The following is a 16,686-nucleotide window of genomic DNA, read 5'->3' as shown; positions in this document are numbered from 1 at the left end:
CGAGGCGAACTGGAACCAGCAGCAGGGCGGGCGGTGGCTGCGGGGGCGCGTTGTAGCCGCCTCCGGCCGGCGCGGCCTGTCGCCCGCCCTGCTGCTGGTTCCAGTTCGCCTCGGCCTCGAACAGCTTCTCGAGTTCACCGCGGTCGAGGAAGATGCCGCGGCATTCGCCGCACTGGTCGATGATCACTCCGCTGCGCTCGTACTGGCGCATCTCTCCATGGCATTTGGGACAGGTGAGCTGCATGACACCGAAGGTACCTGGTGAAATCACGCGGTGGCGGTGAGCGCCTGGGTCACCTCGCCGTCGGCGACCTCGTGGAAGTCGTCGTAGTAGGCCCCGACGGCGGCGAAGTCGGGTGGGACCTGGGGGCAGATCACCTGGTCGGCCTCGGCGGCGAGCATCTCGTACGCCTGGTCCGAGCCGACCGGGACGGCCACCACCACGCGGGCGGCGTCGAGGTGCCGGGCGACCTGCACGGCGGCGCGGGCGGTGGCGCCGGTGGCCAGCCCGTCGTCGACGATGACGGCGGTGCGCCCGGCCAGGTCGAGTGGGGGGCGGCCGCCCCGGTAGAGCTGCTCGCGGCGGTCCAGTTCGGCCTGCTCGCGCCGGCGTACCTCGGCGCGTTCGTCCGGGTCGATCCGGTCGGCGACCATGTCGTTGAGCACCTGCACCCCGCCGGGGCCGAGCGCGCCGTACGCGACCTCGGGGGCCCACGGCATGCCGAGCTTGCGGACCACCAGGACGTCCAGCGGCGCGCCGAGCCGTTCGGCGATCACCTGGGCGACGGGTACGCCGCCGCGGACCAGCCCGAGGACGATGACGTCGGGTCGCCCGGCGAGGTCGCCGAGCTGGTCGGCGAGCATGCGTCCCGCCTCGGCCCGGTCGCGGTAGGTGGTCATGCCTCAGGTCTACGCCCTCCGGCCGGGCCGTGCCGGCCAGTTGCCGGGAAAGGCACGCCGGGGGCGGTCCCGGTGTGGTGTCCGGCGAGCGCGAGGGCGGGGGCCGTGACCAGCAGGGCGATCGGGTAGAGCAGGTAGCCGAAGCGGGTCGAGGGCATGAGCAGGATGGCCGCGAGCAGCCCGTACCCGCAGATCAGGGCGGTGGCGGCGGCGGTGCGCGGCGGGCGGCGCAGCAGCCGGACGGCGATCGCCACCCCGACGGCGACCAGCAGCGCGGCGGCGACCAGCCGGCCGCCGGGCAGCGCGCTCGCGATGAGGTGGCCGGGGAACGGGGACTGCGCGGGGCTGGTGACGAGGCCGTGCCCGAGCGGGAAGCGGAGCACGTTCTCCACCAGGGCGTCGCGGTCGACCAGCAGCACGGGCAGCAGCGCGAGGACCGGCAGGCCGAGGGCACCCAGGGCGGTGCGCAGGCCGGCGCGGCGGGTGGCGGCCCAGCAGACCAGCACGACGGCGACCGGCCAGGCGAAGAGCTTCAGCGCGCCGGCCGCGCCGACCGCGAGGCCCGCGCGGCCGGGCCGGCCGGCGGCGGCGAGGGCGACGGCGAGCAGGCAGAGCGCGAGTACGGGCAGGTCGTCGCCGCCGGTGGCCAGGGTGAGCGCGCAGATGGGCAGGACCGTGGCCGCCTGCGTGGCGCGCAGCACGGCGGCACCGGGCCGGGGTGCGGTGGGGCCCGCGGTGGTCCGCAGGGTGCGCACGGCGGCGGCGAGCGCCACCGCGGTGGCCAGGGCGAACCAGACCCGCGCGTCGGTCCACCAGGTGTCGGCGGCGGCCCGGGGCAGCCCGAACAGCGCCATCCCGGGCTGGTAGGGGGTGTAGCCGAGCAGTTGCTCGCCGGCGGGCAGGGCGGCGATCGCGTCGTGCCCGAGGTAGGGGGTGCCGTGCTCGGCGAGCCGCGCGCCGGCGTGCTCGACGACGATCACCTCCTCCTGCGCCCGGTCGGTCCGGCCGCCGGCCCGCTGGATGCTCTGGGCGACCACCGGCAGCAGGGTGGTGGTGGCCCAGGCGAAGCCGGTGACCGCCCAGCGGGCGGGCAGCCCGGCGAGGGCGGTGCCGGGATGCCGGCGTCGGGTCAGGAGCTGAGCGGTCGCGGCGAGCGCCGCCAGGGCGTAGCCGATGGTGGCGAGGGTGCCCCAGGCCCGGTGTGGCAGCAGCGTGGAGGTGGCGGCGGTGACCGCGGCGAACGCGGCGGAGACGGCGTAGAGGCCCACGTCGAGGGCGAGGCCGCCGGCGGCGGTGTCGATGGCCTGCCAGCGGCGGAGGGCGGGGGCGGTCCGGTCGGCGTCGGCGGTCACGCGGGCCAGTCTGGCAGACGGGTACGGCATCCCGGCCTGCGGATCTTGGCGGGTGGCGGTGGTCAGGGAGTGGCGGTGCGGTTGCGCCCGCCGCCGGTGCGGCGCCCGGGCAGGCGGATCACCGCGCCCGCGTCGTGCAGCGGTGGCGCGAGCGCGCCCGGTCGCCCGCCGGCTCCCCGCTGGAGGGCGGCGAGGAGCGCGCCGGCCGGCAGCGGCCGGGCGAACAGGTGGCCCTGCCCGGCGGCGCAGCCGAGCTCCCAGAGCGCCCGCCGCTGCGGCTCGCTCTCCACGCCCTCGGCCACGACGGTCAGGTCGAGGCTGCGGCCCAGGTCCAGGGTGGAGCGGATCACCGCGGCGGCCTCGGTGGCGCTCTCCATGGCGGTGACGAAGCTCCGGTCGATCTTCAGCTCGTGCACGGGGATCCGGGAGAGGAGCGAGAGCGAGGAGTAGCCGGTGCCGAAGTCGTCCAGGGCCAGCCGTACGCCGGAGTCGCGAAGCCGGCTGAGCACCCGGTCGACCACGTCCAGCTGGCTGAGCGTCAGGGTCTCGGTCAGTTCCAGCACCAGCCGGTCCGGCGGCAGGTCGTGCGCCCGGAGCCGGGCCAGCACCGCGCCGGGGAAGCGGGCGTCGAGGAGGCTGCGCGGCGACACGTTCACCGAGACCGGCAGGTCGAATCCGGCGTCCCGCCAGGAGCCGGCGGCGATCAGCGCTTGGTCGAGGATCGCCTCGGCGAAGGCGGGCAGCAGCCCGGAGCGCTCGACCGCCTCCAGGAAGCGCAGCGGGTCGATCATGCCGTGCGTCGGGTGGTGCCAGCGGGCCAGCGCCTCCGCGCCGATCACCTCGCCGCTGCCCAGGTCGACGATCGGCTGGAAGTTGACGGTGAACTCGTGGTCGGCGACCGCCCGGGGCAGTTCGCCGCCGAGGGTGAGCCGGCCCAGGTCGGCGGTGTCGCGGGTCGGTGCGTAGGTGGCGATCCGCTGGCCGGCCCGCTTGGCCTGGTACATCGCCACGTCGGCGCGGCGCAGCAGCTCGGCTATCCCGCCGCTGGCCGGGGCCACCGCGATGCCGCCGCTGGCCTCCACGCTGATCCGCATGCCGTCCAGGTCGAGCGGCTCGTGCAGCGCGGTCAGCAGCGCCTCGGCCCGGTGCGCGGCGACCGCCGGGGCGGGCAGGCCGCGCAGCAGCACGGCGAACTCGTCGCCGCCGAGGCGGGCCACCAGGTCGTCCGGGCGGGCGGCGCCCCGGAGCCGGTCGGCGACCTGGGTCAGCACCCGGTCACCGGCGCCGTGCCCCAGGGTGTCGTTGACCTCCTTGAAGTGGTTGAGGTCGATCAGCACGAGGGCGGTGACGCCGTCGGCGTGCCGGTTGGTGAGCTGTTCGGTGCCCTCGTCGAGCAGGTGCCGCCGGTTGGAGAGCCCGGTGAGCGCGTCGTGGGTGGCGGCGTACGCGTGCTCGTCGGCGATCCGGGCCAGCTCGGCGTACGCCTGGGCGTTGCGGACGGCCGTGCAGAGCGCCGAGGCGAAGGTGCGCAGGGTGTACTGCTCGCGCTCGGACAGCTCGACCGGCCCGGCGAACCGCAGCCGCAGCACGCCGATGTCGGCGGTCTGGTCGTGCCCCTCGAGCCGGGTGGTGAGCACGGAGCCGTCGATCGTGCTGGGCGTGCCGGCCGGTCCCCGGAGGGTGATGGCCCCGCCGGCCCCCCGGACCAGCCGTCCCTCCTCGCGCAGCTCGATGTCGACCTCGTCAGCGGAGAAGAGTTCGGTGGCCTGGGTGACCGCGGTGGTGAGCACCTGGTCGAGGTCGACCACGTTCAGCGCGTCGGTGGTGCGGGCCAGGCGCTGCCAGGCCTCCCGCTCGGCCCGGCTGCGCACCCGGCTGGAGTTGGCCAGGTGCAGGCTCAGGACGAGGGGCGGGACGACCACCAGGAACGTCGGGTTGATCCGGAGGATGAGCAGGGTGGACAGGACCACCGAGAAGCGGGCGAGCACGCTCGCCAACCGGAGGTCGAACTGCTGCCGGAAGCGGTTGAGGATCGGCGTCCCGGTGGCGAACGCGAGGACCGGGAACATGAGCAGCTCGTCGAGCACCACGACCGTCAGGTAGGCCAGCACCAGGGCGGGCAGGGAACGGCTGATCGACCCGGACCACGGCCACGTCCAGCCGGCGGCGACCAGCACCAGTCCGCCGGCGGCGGCCAGCGTCATCTCCTTGGCGATGCCGAACGCCAGCTTGATGGGGGGCAGCCGGGTGATCGTGCGGGCGATCGCGACGCCCAGACCGGTGGCCACGATCACCCACGGCACGGGGGCGACCGCCAGCCCGATGACCGTCGCGGCGTCCGTCCAGGAGATGCCGTGGGTGGTGGCACGGATACGGATTCGGACATTGACGGTCGCGGCGACGGCGACCAGAAACGTGAGTGCGGCGGCCCGGGTGAGGTTGGCCTCGGTCACCAGACCACGGCTGTCAATCAGTCGGATGCTGACCAGTGTCGAGACCCCGGCGGTAAACACGACGAGACCGACTAGCAGCCGTAGCCGCCGATCGGTCCCGTTGTCGCGTGCAAGGGTGCGAGTCACGTGGTGGCCTCCACCGCGCCCATCTCGTAGCGGTGCGTGCACCCGTACTGTACGGCGCGCTCAGGCGCCCGGAAAGATCCCTCAGAGCCAGTCGTTGCCGCGCATCTGCTCAGCCCTTCGCTCGATCCTGCGGAGCCGTTGTCGCCGACCCCCTCCGACGCAGGACAGCTTATGGCGTTTAGGCCGAGTTGGTAACATTAGATGTCCATATGCGCAGAATGCGCTAATGCCGCCGTGTCTTGTCACTCACTGTCTTTGCCTGAAGACTGAACGCATATTCAGACGACCTTCCAATGGGATTATCGAGTCCATCGGTGCGCGATGTCTCTAGTCGTTCGGGCACTGGGTTGCATCACACCCTGCAGGCCCACGGATCGGAGAAATGTCGTCGCTCTCTGATATCTTTTGAAGTCGTGCGGTATATCGCGCACTATCTTCCGTTAGGACGCCTTCCGCATATATTGGCGGGAAATGCAGCAGTTATTCAATTCGGCATTGCGGAGGAGAGTTTGACCGAGGCGCCCGAGGCGTGGCGGATGCCGACCCGCCCTCCGCTCGGACGGATAGGCTCGCGGCCGTGACCGAACCCGCGCAGCTCACCCACGTCGACCCGGCCGGCGCGGCCCGGATGGTCGACGTCTCCGCCAAGCCGGTCTCCGGCCGGCTCGCGGTCGCCGCCGGCCGCCTCCGCACCACCGCCGAGGTGGTGGACCTGCTGCGCCGCGACGGCCTGCCCAAGGGGGACGCCCTGGCCGTCGGCCGGCTCGCCGGCATCATGGGGGCCAAGCGGACGCCCGACCTGATCCCGCTCTGCCACCCGATCGCCCTGCACGGCGTCACCGTCGACCTGCGCCTCACCGACGACACGGTCGAGATCACCGCCACGGCGCGGACCGCCGACCGGACGGGGGTCGAGATGGAGGCGCTCACCGCGGTGGCCGTCGCCGGGCTCGCCCTGGTCGACATGGTCAAGGCCGTCGACCCGGCGGCCTCGGTGGACGCGGTCCGGGTGCTGCGCAAGGAGGGCGGCAAGACCGGCGAGTGGGTCCGGCCGGAGGACCGGCCGTGATCCGGGCCCGGGTGATTGTCGCCTCCAACCGGGCGGCCGCCGGGGTCTACGCGGACACCAGCGGTCCGCTGCTCGTCGCCGGCCTGCGGGAGCTGGGCTGCGAGGTCGACGAGCCGGTGGTGGTGCCCGACGGCGAGCCGGTCGGCGCGGCGCTGCGGGCGGCCCGCGACGAGGGCGTCGACGTGGTGCTGACCAGCGGCGGCACGGGCGTCACCCCCACCGACCGCACTCCCGAGGTGACCCGCCCCCTGCTCGACTACGAGATCCCCGGCATCGCCGAGGCGATCCGGGCGCACGGCCGCGACGCCGTGCCGACGGCCGCGCTGTCGCGCGGGCTGGCCGGGGTGGCCGGCCGCATGCTGGTGGTCAACCTGCCCGGGTCGCGGGGCGGAGCGAAGGACGGGTTGGCGGTGCTCGGGCCGATCCTGGGGCACACCGTCGACCAGCTCCGCGGCGGAGACCACTGACCACACACCCCCGCCGCACCGGCGCTAGGCTCGCCGGATGAGCACGGAAACCGCAGCCGCCGCGGCCGAGGTCGCCGCGCCGCCGCCCGCCGGGTGGGAAGAGGCCCGCTCCCGGGTGTACGCGGTGGGTCTCGCCGCCGCGCTCCCCACGGTCGGCCGGCCGCTCGCCGACGCCGACGGGCACACCCTGGCCGAGCCGCTGACGACGCGTACCGACCTGCCGGCGTTTCCGACGTCCAGCGTGGACGGCTGGGCGGTGCGCGGGGACGGCCCGTGGCGGGTCGTCGGCCGGGTGCTCGCCGGGCAGACCCCGCCCCCGCTGGAGGCCGCCGGCACCACCGTGGAGATCGCCACCGGTGCCATGGTCCCCGAGGGCACGACGGCCGTCCTGCGGATCGAGGAGTCGACCCGCACCGCCGACGGCCGGGTGGCCGGCACGCCCCGCCCCGCGCCGGAGTGGCGGGAGCCGGGCGAGGAGGCGTACGCCGGGGAGGAGTTGCTGCCCGCCGGCACGCCCGTCGACCCGGCGGTGATCGGCCTGGCCGCCTCCTGCGGCCACGACACCCTGCGGGTCCGTCGCCGGCCCCGCGCCGCGCTGCTGGTCTTCGGTGACGAGCTGCTGACCGGGGGCCCGCCGGGGGCCGGCCGGGTCCGCGACGCGCTCGGCCCCGCGGTGCCCGCCTGGCTGCGCCGGTACGGCTGCCAGGTGCGTCCCGCCGACGTGGTCGGTCCGGTGGCCGACACCCTCCCCGCCCACGTGGCCGCGGTACGCGCCGCGCTCGCCGACGCCGATCTGGTCTGCACCACCGGCGGCACCATGCACGGCCCGGTCGACCACCTGCACCCGACGCTGGAGACGCTCGGCGCCGACTACGTGGTGAACACCGTGGCGGTCCGGCCGGGTTTCCCGATGCTGCTGGCCCGGCTGGCCGACGGCGACGGCCGGGTCCGCTTCGTCGCCGGCCTGCCGGGCAACCCGCAGTCCGCGATCGTCGCGCTGGTGTCGCTGGTCGCGCCGCTGCTCGCCGGCCTGCAGGGCCGGCCGATGCCGGTGCTGCCGCAGGTCACCCTGGCCGAGCCGGTCCCGGGGCGGGGCGACCACACCCACCTCGCCCTGGTGCGGTGGGACCGGGTGGCCGGCACCGCGCACCCGGTCCGCCACGTCGGCTCGGCGATGCTGCGTGGCCTGGCGGGCGCGGACGGCTTCGCCGTGATCCGGCCGGGCACGAGCGGCGCGGCGGGCGACCGGGTGCCGCTCGTACCGCTGCCCCTGACCCCGGGGGAGCGGAGATGGTGAGTGTGGGCGGCGTGGTGCTCGGCGCGGTGAGCGACCGGCCGCTGGACCTGGCCGCGCACGAGGCGGCGGTCGCCGACCGCCGGGCCGGCGCGGTGGTCTCGTTCCAGGGCGTGGTCCGCGACCACGACCACGGCCGGACGGTCCTGCTGCTGGAGTACGAGGGCCACCCGACCGCCGAGGCCGTGCTGCGCGAGGTGGCCGCCGAGATCGCCGCCGACCCCGAGGTGTACGCGGTGGCCGTTTCGCACCGGATCGGCCCGCTGGAGATCGGTGACGTGGCCCTGGTGGCGGCGGTCAGCACGGCGCACCGGGCGGCGGCCTTCGCGGCGTGCGCGCGGCTGGTCGACGAGGTGAAGGCGCGGCTGCCGATCTGGAAGCGGCAGGTGTTCGCCGACGGCGCCGAGGAGTGGGTGAACTGCCCCTGACGCTCAGCGCCGCCCGGCCGGCTGGGCCGCCCGGGTGAGCCGGTCGTGGTAGAAGGCCGGCTCGGCGCCGGGGCGCCAGGGCAGGGCCGCGACCAGCACGATGAGGGCGACGGCCAGCGAGTTCTCCATGAGCGCGCCGAACAGGCCGTCCTGGTAGTGGGACACCTCGGGAAGCTGGTGCTCGTACGGCCAGATGGGCGAGATCAGGAAGAGCAGGTAGAGGCCGAGCGCGCCGACCCCGTGCCGGAGCCCGGTCAGGGTCGGGTACCAGATCGGGGGGCGCAGCGCCGGCACTCCGGTGGCCGGCGGCGTGCCGGTGCCCCGGGGCAGCAGGCCGCGGCTCGCCTCGCGGCGGCGTACGGCGGCGTCGGCCAGCACGATGATCGCCGGGATGACCCAGACGAGGTGGTGTGACCAGGAGATCGGGCTGATCACGTTGGCGGTGAGCCCGACCAGGGTGAACGCGGTCAGCTCGTCGCCGTCGGCGCGCGCACTGACCGCCCGGGACAGCCCGAGCGCCAGCATCAGCACCGCGAAGGCCAGCCAGAGCAGGCCGGGCGTCTCGATCGAGTCGTAGAGCCGGGCCAGCAGGCCGGCGAGCGACTGGTTGGCGGTCATGTCCGCGGCGCCGACCCGCTCGGTCTGCCAGAGCACGTCGGTGAAGTACGTCCGGGACTCCGCGCCGACCAGCCCGAACGTCGCGATGGTCACCCCGATTGTCGTGCCGACCGCGGTCAGCGCCGCCCGCCATTGTCGGGTGATCACGAGATAGGCCAGGAACAGCGCCGGGGTGAGCTTGACCGCGGTGGCCAGCCCGATGCCGACCCCGGCCCAGGCCCCGCTGTAGACGAACCGGGCCAGCGCCGAGTCGGCGGTCTCGTGGTGGGTGCCGCGCCGGGCCCGCCAGCGCAGGCCGACCAGGTCCGCCATGATCAGTGCGAAGAGCAGCAGGTTGACCTGGCCGTAGCCGAGGGTCTCCCGGGACGGCTCGATGGCCACGGCCAGCGGGGTGGCGATGCCGACGGTGAACCAGAGCGACCAGCCCAGCCGGTCGACGATGGGGCGCAGCAGCGCGGCCAGCACGACGGCGAGCGCCGCGATGCTGGCCAGGGCGTTGAGCCCGCCGGCGGCGTCGACGGGCAGCCAGGACATCGGCAGCATGGCCAGGGCGGCGAACGGCGGGTACGTGAAGCCCAGCGTGGTGGAGGGGGCGATGAAGTCGTACAGCTCGTTGCCGCTCGCCCACCACACCACGGCACCGTGGTAGATCTTCATGTCGAAGAAGTTGTACGGCCGGCCGAAGGCGCCGATGGCGAGCCATGCGGAGTAGGCGACGGCGGCCACGACGCCGGTCCGCACGACGGTCCGGCGGTCGATCCCCCGTGTGGCGCGCTGGAGGGGAACGAGGCGGTCCATCCGTCTACCGACTGTCGTCGGCATGGCGTGGCCACCCCCGTACCAAGGTCGTCCTGCCCGTCCAGGTCCAGCACGGAGCCTAGAACGGCGCCTCACGTTGCTGCCTCCCGCGTTATGCGACCGTGTCCGATCCCACACGTGTTTTTGACATTTCCACCGCGTTAACGGGTCTCGGACGGTTCAGGTGATTGGTGGCCTTGCGGGGGGTGGAGGCCGTATTGATGCAGGTCAGCCCGGGATTCGGCGGGCGGTGGCCGCCGAGCGTACGGCGATCTTCGCCTCCCGGCGGGCGGTCCGGACCGCGCGCTTCACCGAGCGGCGCGAGTGGTTGATCCGGTGGCCGGTGCGCCAGCGGAGCCCCGGCTTGCCCTCGGTGTCGGCGGCGGCGAGGAGGAGACCGCCGAAGAGCCCGAGGTTCTTCAGGAAGTGGATCTGGTTGTTGTTCCGCGCCGCCGGGTCGTCGTTGTTCCAAAAGGGATGGCCGGCGGCGGTGGTCGGCACCAGGGTGGCGGCGAGGACGAGCGCGGCCGGCCGGGTGAACCGGCCGGTCGCCAGCATGAGCCCGGCGACCAGTTGGGTGGCCGAGTTGGCCCGCACCAGGGTCGCGGTGTCGGTGGGGATGCGGGGGTTGATGTTCTGGAGCAGCGGCGTGACCTTGTCGGTGATCGGCTGCGCGGCCGGGACCAGCCGTCCCGGGTTCCGCAGGTTGCGGGCGCCGCTGACCACGAAGATGCCGCTCAACATGACGCGGGCGAGGGAGCGCACGGGCTTCATGGCTCAGTCATACCCCGTCCCGAGCCTCGCCACCCCTGCAACACTCGAAAGGGATCGGCCGACGTGGACGTCCGGCGCGTACCGATTTCAGCGACCGTCGCGGATGGACCGCCTCCGGGCGGTAAGGTCGCGCGGGTGACGACCCTGCGACTCCGACCCGAGGACCCGGCGGACGAGGAGCCGGTCGCCCGGGTGCTGGCCGCCGCGTTCGCCCGCCCCGACGTGGCCACCCCGCCCGAGGTGGGGCTGGTCGAGGACCTGCGGCGCAGCGACGCCTGGATCCGCGAGCTGGCCATGGTCGCCGAGTACGGCGGCGAGGTGGTGGGCTACGCGCTGCTCACCCGGGTGCAGGTGCGCACCGACGGTGGCGCCTGGCCGGCGTTGGCGCTCGGCCCGGTGGCGGTCGCACCGCACCGGCAGCGGATCGGGCACGGCGCGGCGGCGGTGCAGGCCGCCCTCGACGCCGCGACCGAGCTGGGCGAGCGGCTGGTGGTGGTGCTGGGCGACCCGGCCTACTACCGCCGGTTCGGGTTCGGCCGCGCGGACCGGCTGGGGTTGACCAGCCCGTGGTCGGGGCTGGGCGAGCCGTGGCAGGCGCTGGTGCTGCCGCCGTCCACCAGCGACGAGCCACCGCCCCCGGCCGGCGAGGTGGTCTTCCCGCCGCCCTGGTCGAAGGTCTGAGCCGCGGTCAGGCCGGCTGGGTGCGCAGGTAGCGGCCGAAGTGCGGGACGGTGAAGGCGACCGTGCCCCGCTCGCCCGAATAGATCAGGCCCTTCTTGATCAGCGCGTCGCGGGCCGGCGAGAGGCTGGCCGGCTTGCGCCCGAGCGCCCGCGCGATCTCCGCGGTGGGCACCGCCGCGTCCATGTCGTCGCGGCCGCTCTCCTCCCCGTCCACCAGCGCGAGCGTCGCCATGGCGCGCATGTACTCGCGCTCGGCCGGGGTGGCCCGCTCGAACCGCGAGCCGAAGAAGCCCACGGCCAGCTCCGCCTCCGCCTCGGGCGCGGCGACCCGGACGTCCGCGGCGGTGACCGGCGAGCGGGGCGCGTGGTCCCAGGTGGCCTTCCCGTACGCCTGGACGAAGTACGGGTAGCCGCCGGACTTCTCGTAGAGCAGGTCGAGGGCCTTCTGCTCGTACTCGACCTCCTCCCGCTCGGCCGGGGCGCAGAGCGCCTGGTCGGCGGCGATGCGGTCCAGCCGGTCGATGCGTTGGTAGCGGAAGAGCCGCTCGGAGTACGACTTCGCGGCGCTCAGCACGGCCGGCAGGTGCGGCAGCCCGGCGCCGACGACGATCAGCGGCGCGCCGAGCTGCGACAGCTCGTGGCAGGCGGCGCAGAGCGCGGAGACGTCCTCCGCGCCGAGGTCCTGCATCTCGTCGATGAAGATCGCGATGCCGGTGCCCACGTCGGTGGCCACCGCAGCGGCGTCGGTGAGCAGCTCGACCAGGTCGATCTCGATGTCGCCGGAGTCGGCCCGGCCGCTGCTGGCCGGCACGTCGATGCCGGGCTGCCAGCGGTCCCGCAGCTTCGGGGCGGCCCCGCCGCGCCCGGCCGGGGCGGCGCGCTGGGCGAACGCCTTGAGCACTCCGAGGAGGGCGTCGATCCGGTCGGGGGCACGGTGCCGGGGGGCCAGTTCGCGGACCGCCATGTGCAGCGCGGCGGCGACCGGCCGGCGCAGCGACTGGTCCGGCCGGGCCTCGATCTTGCCCGTGCCCCAGAGGTGGTTGATGGCCTGCGAGCGCAGCGTGTTGAGCAGGACGGTCTTGCCGACGCCGCGCAGCCCGGTCAGCATGAGGCTGCGTTCCGGCCGGCCGCGGGCGATTCGCTCCAGCACCACGTCGAAGACGTCGAGCTCCCGCCCCCGCCCGGCGAGTTCGGGCGGGCGCTGGCCGGCGCCGGGGGCGTACGGGTTGCGGACCGGATCCACGAATCGCACAGTATCGGGCCGTCTAGCGGCGGGGCTAGACATGCGTAGAGGCGACTACCGCGTGTCGGGACCGTCGAGACGAAACTAGGGCTGTCTAGCGTCCACGCTAGACAGCCCTAGTTTTCGCTACCAGGGTCCTACCGTCGCTTCAGACACAGCACGAAGTCGAGGGTGTCGAGCCGGCTGTCGAAGAAGTACCAGTCCGTGTAGCCCTCGACCTTGGCGCACTTCGACTCGGCGTCCTTCTTGCCGCTGGTCGACCCGTCGATGCGGCGCAGCACCTGATAGGTCTTCGCGGCGCACTCGGTGATCACCAGCTTCGGCTCGGCGGACGCGCCCTCGTTGGCGACGCACTGGCCCGCCTTCACGAAGCGCGGGTCGGTCGAGGAGGCCGGCGCCGGCGGGGTGGTGGGCGCGTCGGCCGGCTCGCTCGCGGCCCCGGTCGGGCCCGCGGCCGGCGCGGACGGCGACGCCGTGCCGCCCGTGCCCGCGTCGTCCCGGCCGAGCAGCCAGTAGGCCCCCGCGCCGCCCAGCAGCAGCACCGCCAGCACGACCAGGACCACCAGCAGCGGCCCCTTGCCGCGCTTCGGCGGCGTCGGCTCGGCGTACGGCGGCTGTTCGCCGTAGCCCGGCCCGGCCGGGTAGCCCTGGTAGGGCGGTGCGGCCGGCGGCGGGCCGGCGTTCCAGGCGGGACCCGGCTCGTAGCGCGGGGTCGACTGGTCGTAGCGCTGGGCGGGCGGCTCGTAGTGCGGGGCTGCCGGTTCGTAGTGCCGCGTCGGCGGCTCGTCCCAGCCCCCCGGCTGCCCGCCGTAGCCGGGGTCGTAGCGCGGATCGGCCGGCGGAGCGTAGCCGTCGTCGGGGCGCCGCCCACCCCACGGCTCGGGGGAGCCGCCGCCCGGTGGTCCGAAGTTCGACATGAACGCCCTCCTGCGTACGCCAGTGCTGAGAGGCCGGCCACCAACAGGGGACGCCGACGCCGTGGTCACCGTAGCGTGGTCCACCGATGAGCTCACGCCCCACGAGTGCGACGCCCGCCGTCGACCACGCCGCCGCCCCGGCCCGCCCGGCCCTGATCTGGACCGCGCTGGTCCTGGTCTACGTGCTCTGGGGCTCGACCTACCTGGGCATCCGGGTCGCCGTCGAGTCCCTGCCGCCGCTCACCTCCGCCGCGATGCGCTTCGCCGCGGCCGCCGCGGTGCTCGCCCTGGTGCTGCGGCTGCGCCGCGGGCCGGGTGCGCTCCGCGTCGACCGGCGGCAGCTCGGCTCGGCCGCGCTGGTCGGGGTGCTGCTGCTGGCCGGCGGCAACGGCCTCGTGGTGCTCGCCGAGTCCGGCCCGGAGGGGACCGCCCTGCCCTCCGGCATCGCCGCGCTGCTGGTGGCCACCGTCCCGCTCCTCGTGGTGCTGCTGCGCACGGTGGGCGGCGACCGGCCCCGGCCGTGGACCTTCGCCGGCGTCGCCCTCGGGTTCGCCGGCCTCGTGCTGCTCGTCCTGCCGAGCGGCGGCTCGGGGAGCGTGCCGCTGGCCGGCGCGCTGACCGTCGTGGCGGGCGCGATCAGCTGGTCGGTCGGCTCCTACCTCTCCGGCCGGATCCGGATGCCGGACGACCCGTTCGTGGCCACCGTCTACGAGATGGTCGCCGGCGCGGCGGCGCTCGCCGTGATCGCCGTCGTCCGGGGCGAACTGCACGGCTTCTCCCCCGCCGAGGTGACCGGCCGCTCCTGGGCGGCGCTGGTCTACCTCATGGTGGCCGGCTCACTGGTCGCCTTCACCGCGTACGTCTGGCTGCTGGCCCACGCCCCGATCTCCCTGGTCTCCACCTACGCGTACGTGAACCCGGCGGTCGCGGTGGCGCTCGGCGCGCTGTTCGTCGCCGAGCCGGTCACCGTGCAGGTGCTGCTCGGCGGCGCGGTGATCGTGGCCGGCGTCGCCGTGGTGGTCAGCACCGAGCGTCCGCGCCGGTCCGCGGCACGTCCGGTCGACGGGGCCGCCCCGGAGCCGGCCCGCCGGTAACGTTCCGGCCCGTGTCGGCCGGGCTGGTGACGGGTGTCGCGCTCCTCGGCGCGCTGACCGGCCGGGCCGCCGTCCCGCTGGCCCACCGCTTCGTCGACGGTTCGACCGCCCGGTCCGGGGTCGGCCGGGGCGCGGCGGTGTCGGCCGGCGCCGTGGTGTTCGGCGGGCTCGCCGCCGCGCGGGGCGCGGACCCGGCCCTGCCGGCTCTCCTGCTGGTCGCGGCGGTCGGGCTGGCCCTCGCGACGGCCGACCTGGCCTGTCTCCGGCTGCCGAACCCGCTCGTCGGCGCGGCGGCGCTCGGTGGCGGGCTCGGCCTGGCCGGGGCCGCGCTGGTCGCCGGCACCCCGGGCCGGCTGCTGACCGCCCTCACCGGTGCGGCCATCTCCTTCGCCGGGTACGCGCTGCTCGCGCTGCTGCCCGGTGCCCGCCTCGGCTTCGGCGACGTCAAGCTGGCCGCCGCGCTCGGCCTGCCGCTCGGCTGGCTCGGCTGGCCGACCCTGGGCCTCGGCCTGCTCCTCCCGCACCTGCTGAACGGCGTGGTGGTCCTCGCCCTGCTCGCCGCCCGCCGGGTCCGCCGCGACACCCCGCTCCCGTTCGGCCCGGCGCTCCTCGCCGGCGCCTGGCTGGCGGCCCTGCTCGCCTGACCCGCGCCCGCCGGCGCCACGCCCGCGTGTTGCGCGGCGCACCGTCCGGCTGCGCCGGCCCGGCGAGGTGGCGGTGTCCCGTGATCGCGAAGGCCGCCACCTCGGCGAGCCGGGGCCTCAGATCAACCGGAGCTGGCGGTCCTTGGGGCGGCGGGGCTCGGTGTCGCCGAAGCGCTCGAACAGGCCCGGGTCGATCACGTCCAGGAACGGGGTGGGCCGGCACTCGCGCTCCGACCCGTGCCGCGTACGCCGGGCCGCGTGGCTCACGTAGAGCCGGTCCTGCGCCCGGGTCAGCCCGACGAAGAAGAGCCGCCGCTCCTCGGCCACCGCGTCGTCGTCCGGGTCCTGCCCGGGCCAGCGCAGCGGCAGCAGCCCGTCCTCGGCGCCGACCAGGAAGACCACCGGGAACTCCAGCCCCTTCGCCGCGTGCAGGGTGAGCAGGGTGACCGCCTCGGCGCGCGGGTCGAGGGCGTCCACCTCCGCCCCGGTGGCGAGTTGGGCGAGGAACAGCTCCAGGTCGTCGCCGCAGCGCCGGGCCAGCGGGGTGAGCAGGTCGACCGCGGTGCGGACGTCCTCGGGGCGTACCGCGCCGGAGCCGTCGAGGGTCGGCACGGCGAAGCGCTCCGCCAGGATCTGGCCGGCCAGGCGTACCCGGGCGGCCAGGGAACCGTCGAGCCCCGCGTGCCGCAGCTCGCGGGCGATGGCGGTGACGCCCGGCCGGTCCCGCAGGCGGTCGTGCGAGCGCTTCTGCACGGGAATGTTCGCCCGGGCCAGCGCGTCCACGATCGGCGCGGCCTGCGAGTCGGTGCGGTAGAGCACCGCGATGTCGGAGAAGGACAGCGAGGTGGCCCGCCCGTCGATCCGTCCCGAGTCGAGCGAGCGGTGGGAGAGGCCGCCGACCAGGTCGTCGATGGTGCGTACCAGGAAGTCGGCCTCGTCCGCGACGGAGGTCGCGGCGTAGCGGCCGACCAGCGGGGCCTCCGGGTCGAGCCGGGCCGGGTCGAGGCGGCGGCCGCGGACCAGCGACGACGGCGCGATGGCCTGCACGGCGGCGGCCAGGATCGGCGCCGACGACCGGTAGTTGCGGTTCAGCCGGACCAGCCGGGCGTCGGTGAAGTCCTGGGAGAACCGCAGGAAGTAGCCGACGTCGGCGCCCCGGAACGAGTAGATCGCCTGGTCGGGGTCGCCGATCGCGCAGAGGTTGCCGTCGGCCGGGCTGAGCAGCCGGAGCAGGTCGTACTGGACGGCGTCGACGTCCTGGTACTCGTCTACGAAGATCCACTTCCAGCGCTCGCGGTACTCCCGGACCAGCTTCCGGTCGCCCTTCAGCAGCGCCACCGGCAGGGTGAGCAACTCGTCCAGGTCGACCAGGTCCCGCTTGCGCAGCAGCGCGGCGTACCGCTCGTTGTCCTCGCCGGCCTCCGCGCGGGCCGCGGCCCGGTCGGCGTCGTCGGCGATCCGGAAGTCCGCCGGCAGCCCCGCGGCCGGCGCGTTCTCCCGCAGGATGGTCAGCCCCAGCGCGTGGAAGGTGCCCACGGTGACGTCCTCGGCCACCGGGCCGAGCAGCCCGTCCAGCCGGTGCCGCAGCTCCTCCGCGGCCCGCCGGGTGAAGGTGATCGCCAGGCACTGCTCCGGGAAGACGTTCAGCTCCGCGCAGAGGTACGCGATCCGGTGGGTCAGCGTCCGGGTCTTGCCGGTGCCCGGTCCGGCCACGATGAGCAGCGGGCCGCCCGGGGCCGAGGCGGCCACCCGCTGCATGGCGTCGAGCCGGTCCAGCAGGCCGGTGCCGACCTCCTCCATGCCGGCGAGCATCGGCTCGAACGGCTCG

The 16,686-nt window shown here is 74.9% G+C and carries 16 protein-coding genes; 7 read left to right on the top strand and 9 right to left on the bottom strand.

What is annotated here, in order from left to right:
- The 4 genes from F8274_RS32070 to F8274_RS23135 form a co-directional block, all read right to left on the bottom strand.
- The coding region (locus F8274_RS32070; RefSeq protein WP_225853932.1) for a zf-TFIIB domain-containing protein at window positions 1-244 on the bottom strand (244 nt) is incomplete at its 3' end.
- Between the two features lie 23 nt (window positions 245-267).
- Window positions 268-900, bottom strand: a complete 633-nt coding sequence (locus F8274_RS23145) for a phosphoribosyltransferase (protein WP_151464472.1) — start codon at window positions 898-900, stop codon at window positions 268-270.
- On the bottom strand, window positions 897-2,252 hold the full coding sequence (locus F8274_RS23140) for a glycosyltransferase 87 family protein (protein ID WP_151464471.1): 1,356 nt from the start codon (window positions 2,250-2,252) through the stop codon (window positions 897-899). Before F8274_RS23140 ends, F8274_RS23145 begins: the two co-directional genes overlap by 4 nt.
- 62 nt (window positions 2,253-2,314) lie before the next feature.
- Window positions 2,315-4,831 (bottom strand): bifunctional diguanylate cyclase/phosphodiesterase, encoded by a 2,517-nt coding sequence (locus F8274_RS23135; protein WP_151464470.1) that lies wholly within the window; start codon window positions 4,829-4,831, stop codon window positions 2,315-2,317.
- Between the two features lie 577 nt (window positions 4,832-5,408).
- Between F8274_RS23135 and moaC the strand changes: the two genes are divergently transcribed.
- Genes moaC through F8274_RS23115 form a run of 4 tightly spaced genes read left to right on the top strand, consistent with a single transcriptional unit; the run spans window position 5,409 to window position 8,089 of the window.
- Entirely contained in the window at window positions 5,409-5,900 is a 492-nt protein-coding gene (gene moaC / locus F8274_RS23130) for a cyclic pyranopterin monophosphate synthase MoaC (RefSeq protein ID WP_151464469.1), read from the top strand.
- Window positions 5,897-6,367 carry a molybdenum cofactor biosynthesis protein B gene (locus F8274_RS23125; RefSeq protein WP_151464468.1) on the top strand — a complete coding sequence of 157 codons (471 nt, stop codon included), beginning with the start codon at window positions 5,897-5,899 and terminating at the stop codon, window positions 6,365-6,367. Before moaC ends, F8274_RS23125 begins: the two co-directional genes overlap by 4 nt.
- Before the next feature lie 37 nt (window positions 6,368-6,404).
- Window positions 6,405-7,664: a molybdopterin molybdotransferase MoeA gene (locus F8274_RS23120; RefSeq protein ID WP_151464467.1), complete on the top strand. Its 1,260-nt coding sequence runs from the start codon at window positions 6,405-6,407 to the stop codon at window positions 7,662-7,664.
- Window positions 7,658-8,089, top strand: coding sequence for a molybdenum cofactor biosynthesis protein MoaE (locus F8274_RS23115; RefSeq protein ID WP_370518263.1), 432 nt, complete (start codon window positions 7,658-7,660; stop codon window positions 8,087-8,089). The genes F8274_RS23120 and F8274_RS23115 overlap by 7 nt, the downstream gene beginning before the upstream one ends.
- 3 nt (window positions 8,090-8,092) lie before the next feature.
- Here F8274_RS23115 and F8274_RS23110 read toward each other — a convergent pair whose 3' ends face one another.
- A complete protein-coding gene (locus F8274_RS23110; protein WP_151464466.1) occupies window positions 8,093-9,529 on the bottom strand; it encodes a glycosyltransferase 87 family protein in 1,437 nt (478 codons plus the stop codon).
- Between the two features lie 204 nt (window positions 9,530-9,733).
- Window positions 9,734-10,279 (bottom strand): DoxX family protein, encoded by a 546-nt coding sequence (locus F8274_RS23105; RefSeq protein ID WP_151464465.1) that lies wholly within the window; start codon window positions 10,277-10,279, stop codon window positions 9,734-9,736.
- A 135-nt stretch (window positions 10,280-10,414) separates the two neighbouring features.
- On the opposite strand from F8274_RS23105, the gene F8274_RS23100 reads away from it, so the two are divergent.
- The gene (locus tag F8274_RS23100) at window positions 10,415-10,960 is read left to right on the top strand and encodes a GNAT family N-acetyltransferase (RefSeq protein WP_151464464.1); all 546 of its coding nucleotides are present in this window, start codon (window positions 10,415-10,417) and stop codon (window positions 10,958-10,960) included.
- Between the two features lie 7 nt (window positions 10,961-10,967).
- Here F8274_RS23100 and F8274_RS23095 read toward each other — a convergent pair whose 3' ends face one another.
- Entirely contained in the window at window positions 10,968-12,203 is a 1,236-nt protein-coding gene (locus tag F8274_RS23095; RefSeq protein ID WP_151464463.1) for an ATP-binding protein, read from the bottom strand.
- A 137-nt stretch (window positions 12,204-12,340) separates the two neighbouring features.
- Entirely contained in the window at window positions 12,341-13,120 is a 780-nt protein-coding gene (locus F8274_RS23090) for a flagellar basal body protein FliL (RefSeq protein WP_151464462.1), read from the bottom strand.
- Window positions 13,121-13,206: 86 nt separating this feature from the next.
- Here F8274_RS23090 and F8274_RS23085 point away from each other — a divergent pair, with 86 nt between their 5' ends.
- Both F8274_RS23085 and F8274_RS23080 read left to right on the top strand, forming a co-directional pair.
- On the top strand, window positions 13,207-14,214 hold the full coding sequence (locus tag F8274_RS23085; protein ID WP_151464461.1) for an EamA family transporter: 1,008 nt from the start codon (window positions 13,207-13,209) through the stop codon (window positions 14,212-14,214).
- Between the two features lie 11 nt (window positions 14,215-14,225).
- Complete coding sequence (locus tag F8274_RS23080; RefSeq protein ID WP_151464460.1) at window positions 14,226-14,858, top strand: prepilin peptidase; 633 nt, start codon at window positions 14,226-14,228, stop codon at window positions 14,856-14,858.
- A 117-nt stretch (window positions 14,859-14,975) separates the two neighbouring features.
- Here the strand turns inward: F8274_RS23080 and F8274_RS23075 are convergent.
- The coding region (locus F8274_RS23075; RefSeq protein ID WP_151464459.1) for an ATP-dependent helicase at window positions 14,976-16,686 on the bottom strand (1,711 nt) is incomplete at its 5' end.

This window comes from Micromonospora sp. AMSO31t (assembly GCF_008868175.1).
GTDB lineage: Bacteria > Actinomycetota > Actinomycetes > Mycobacteriales > Micromonosporaceae > Micromonospora.
The sequence above is the reverse complement of the archived record's forward strand: the minus strand, read 5'-3'. Positions and strand labels throughout refer to the sequence as shown.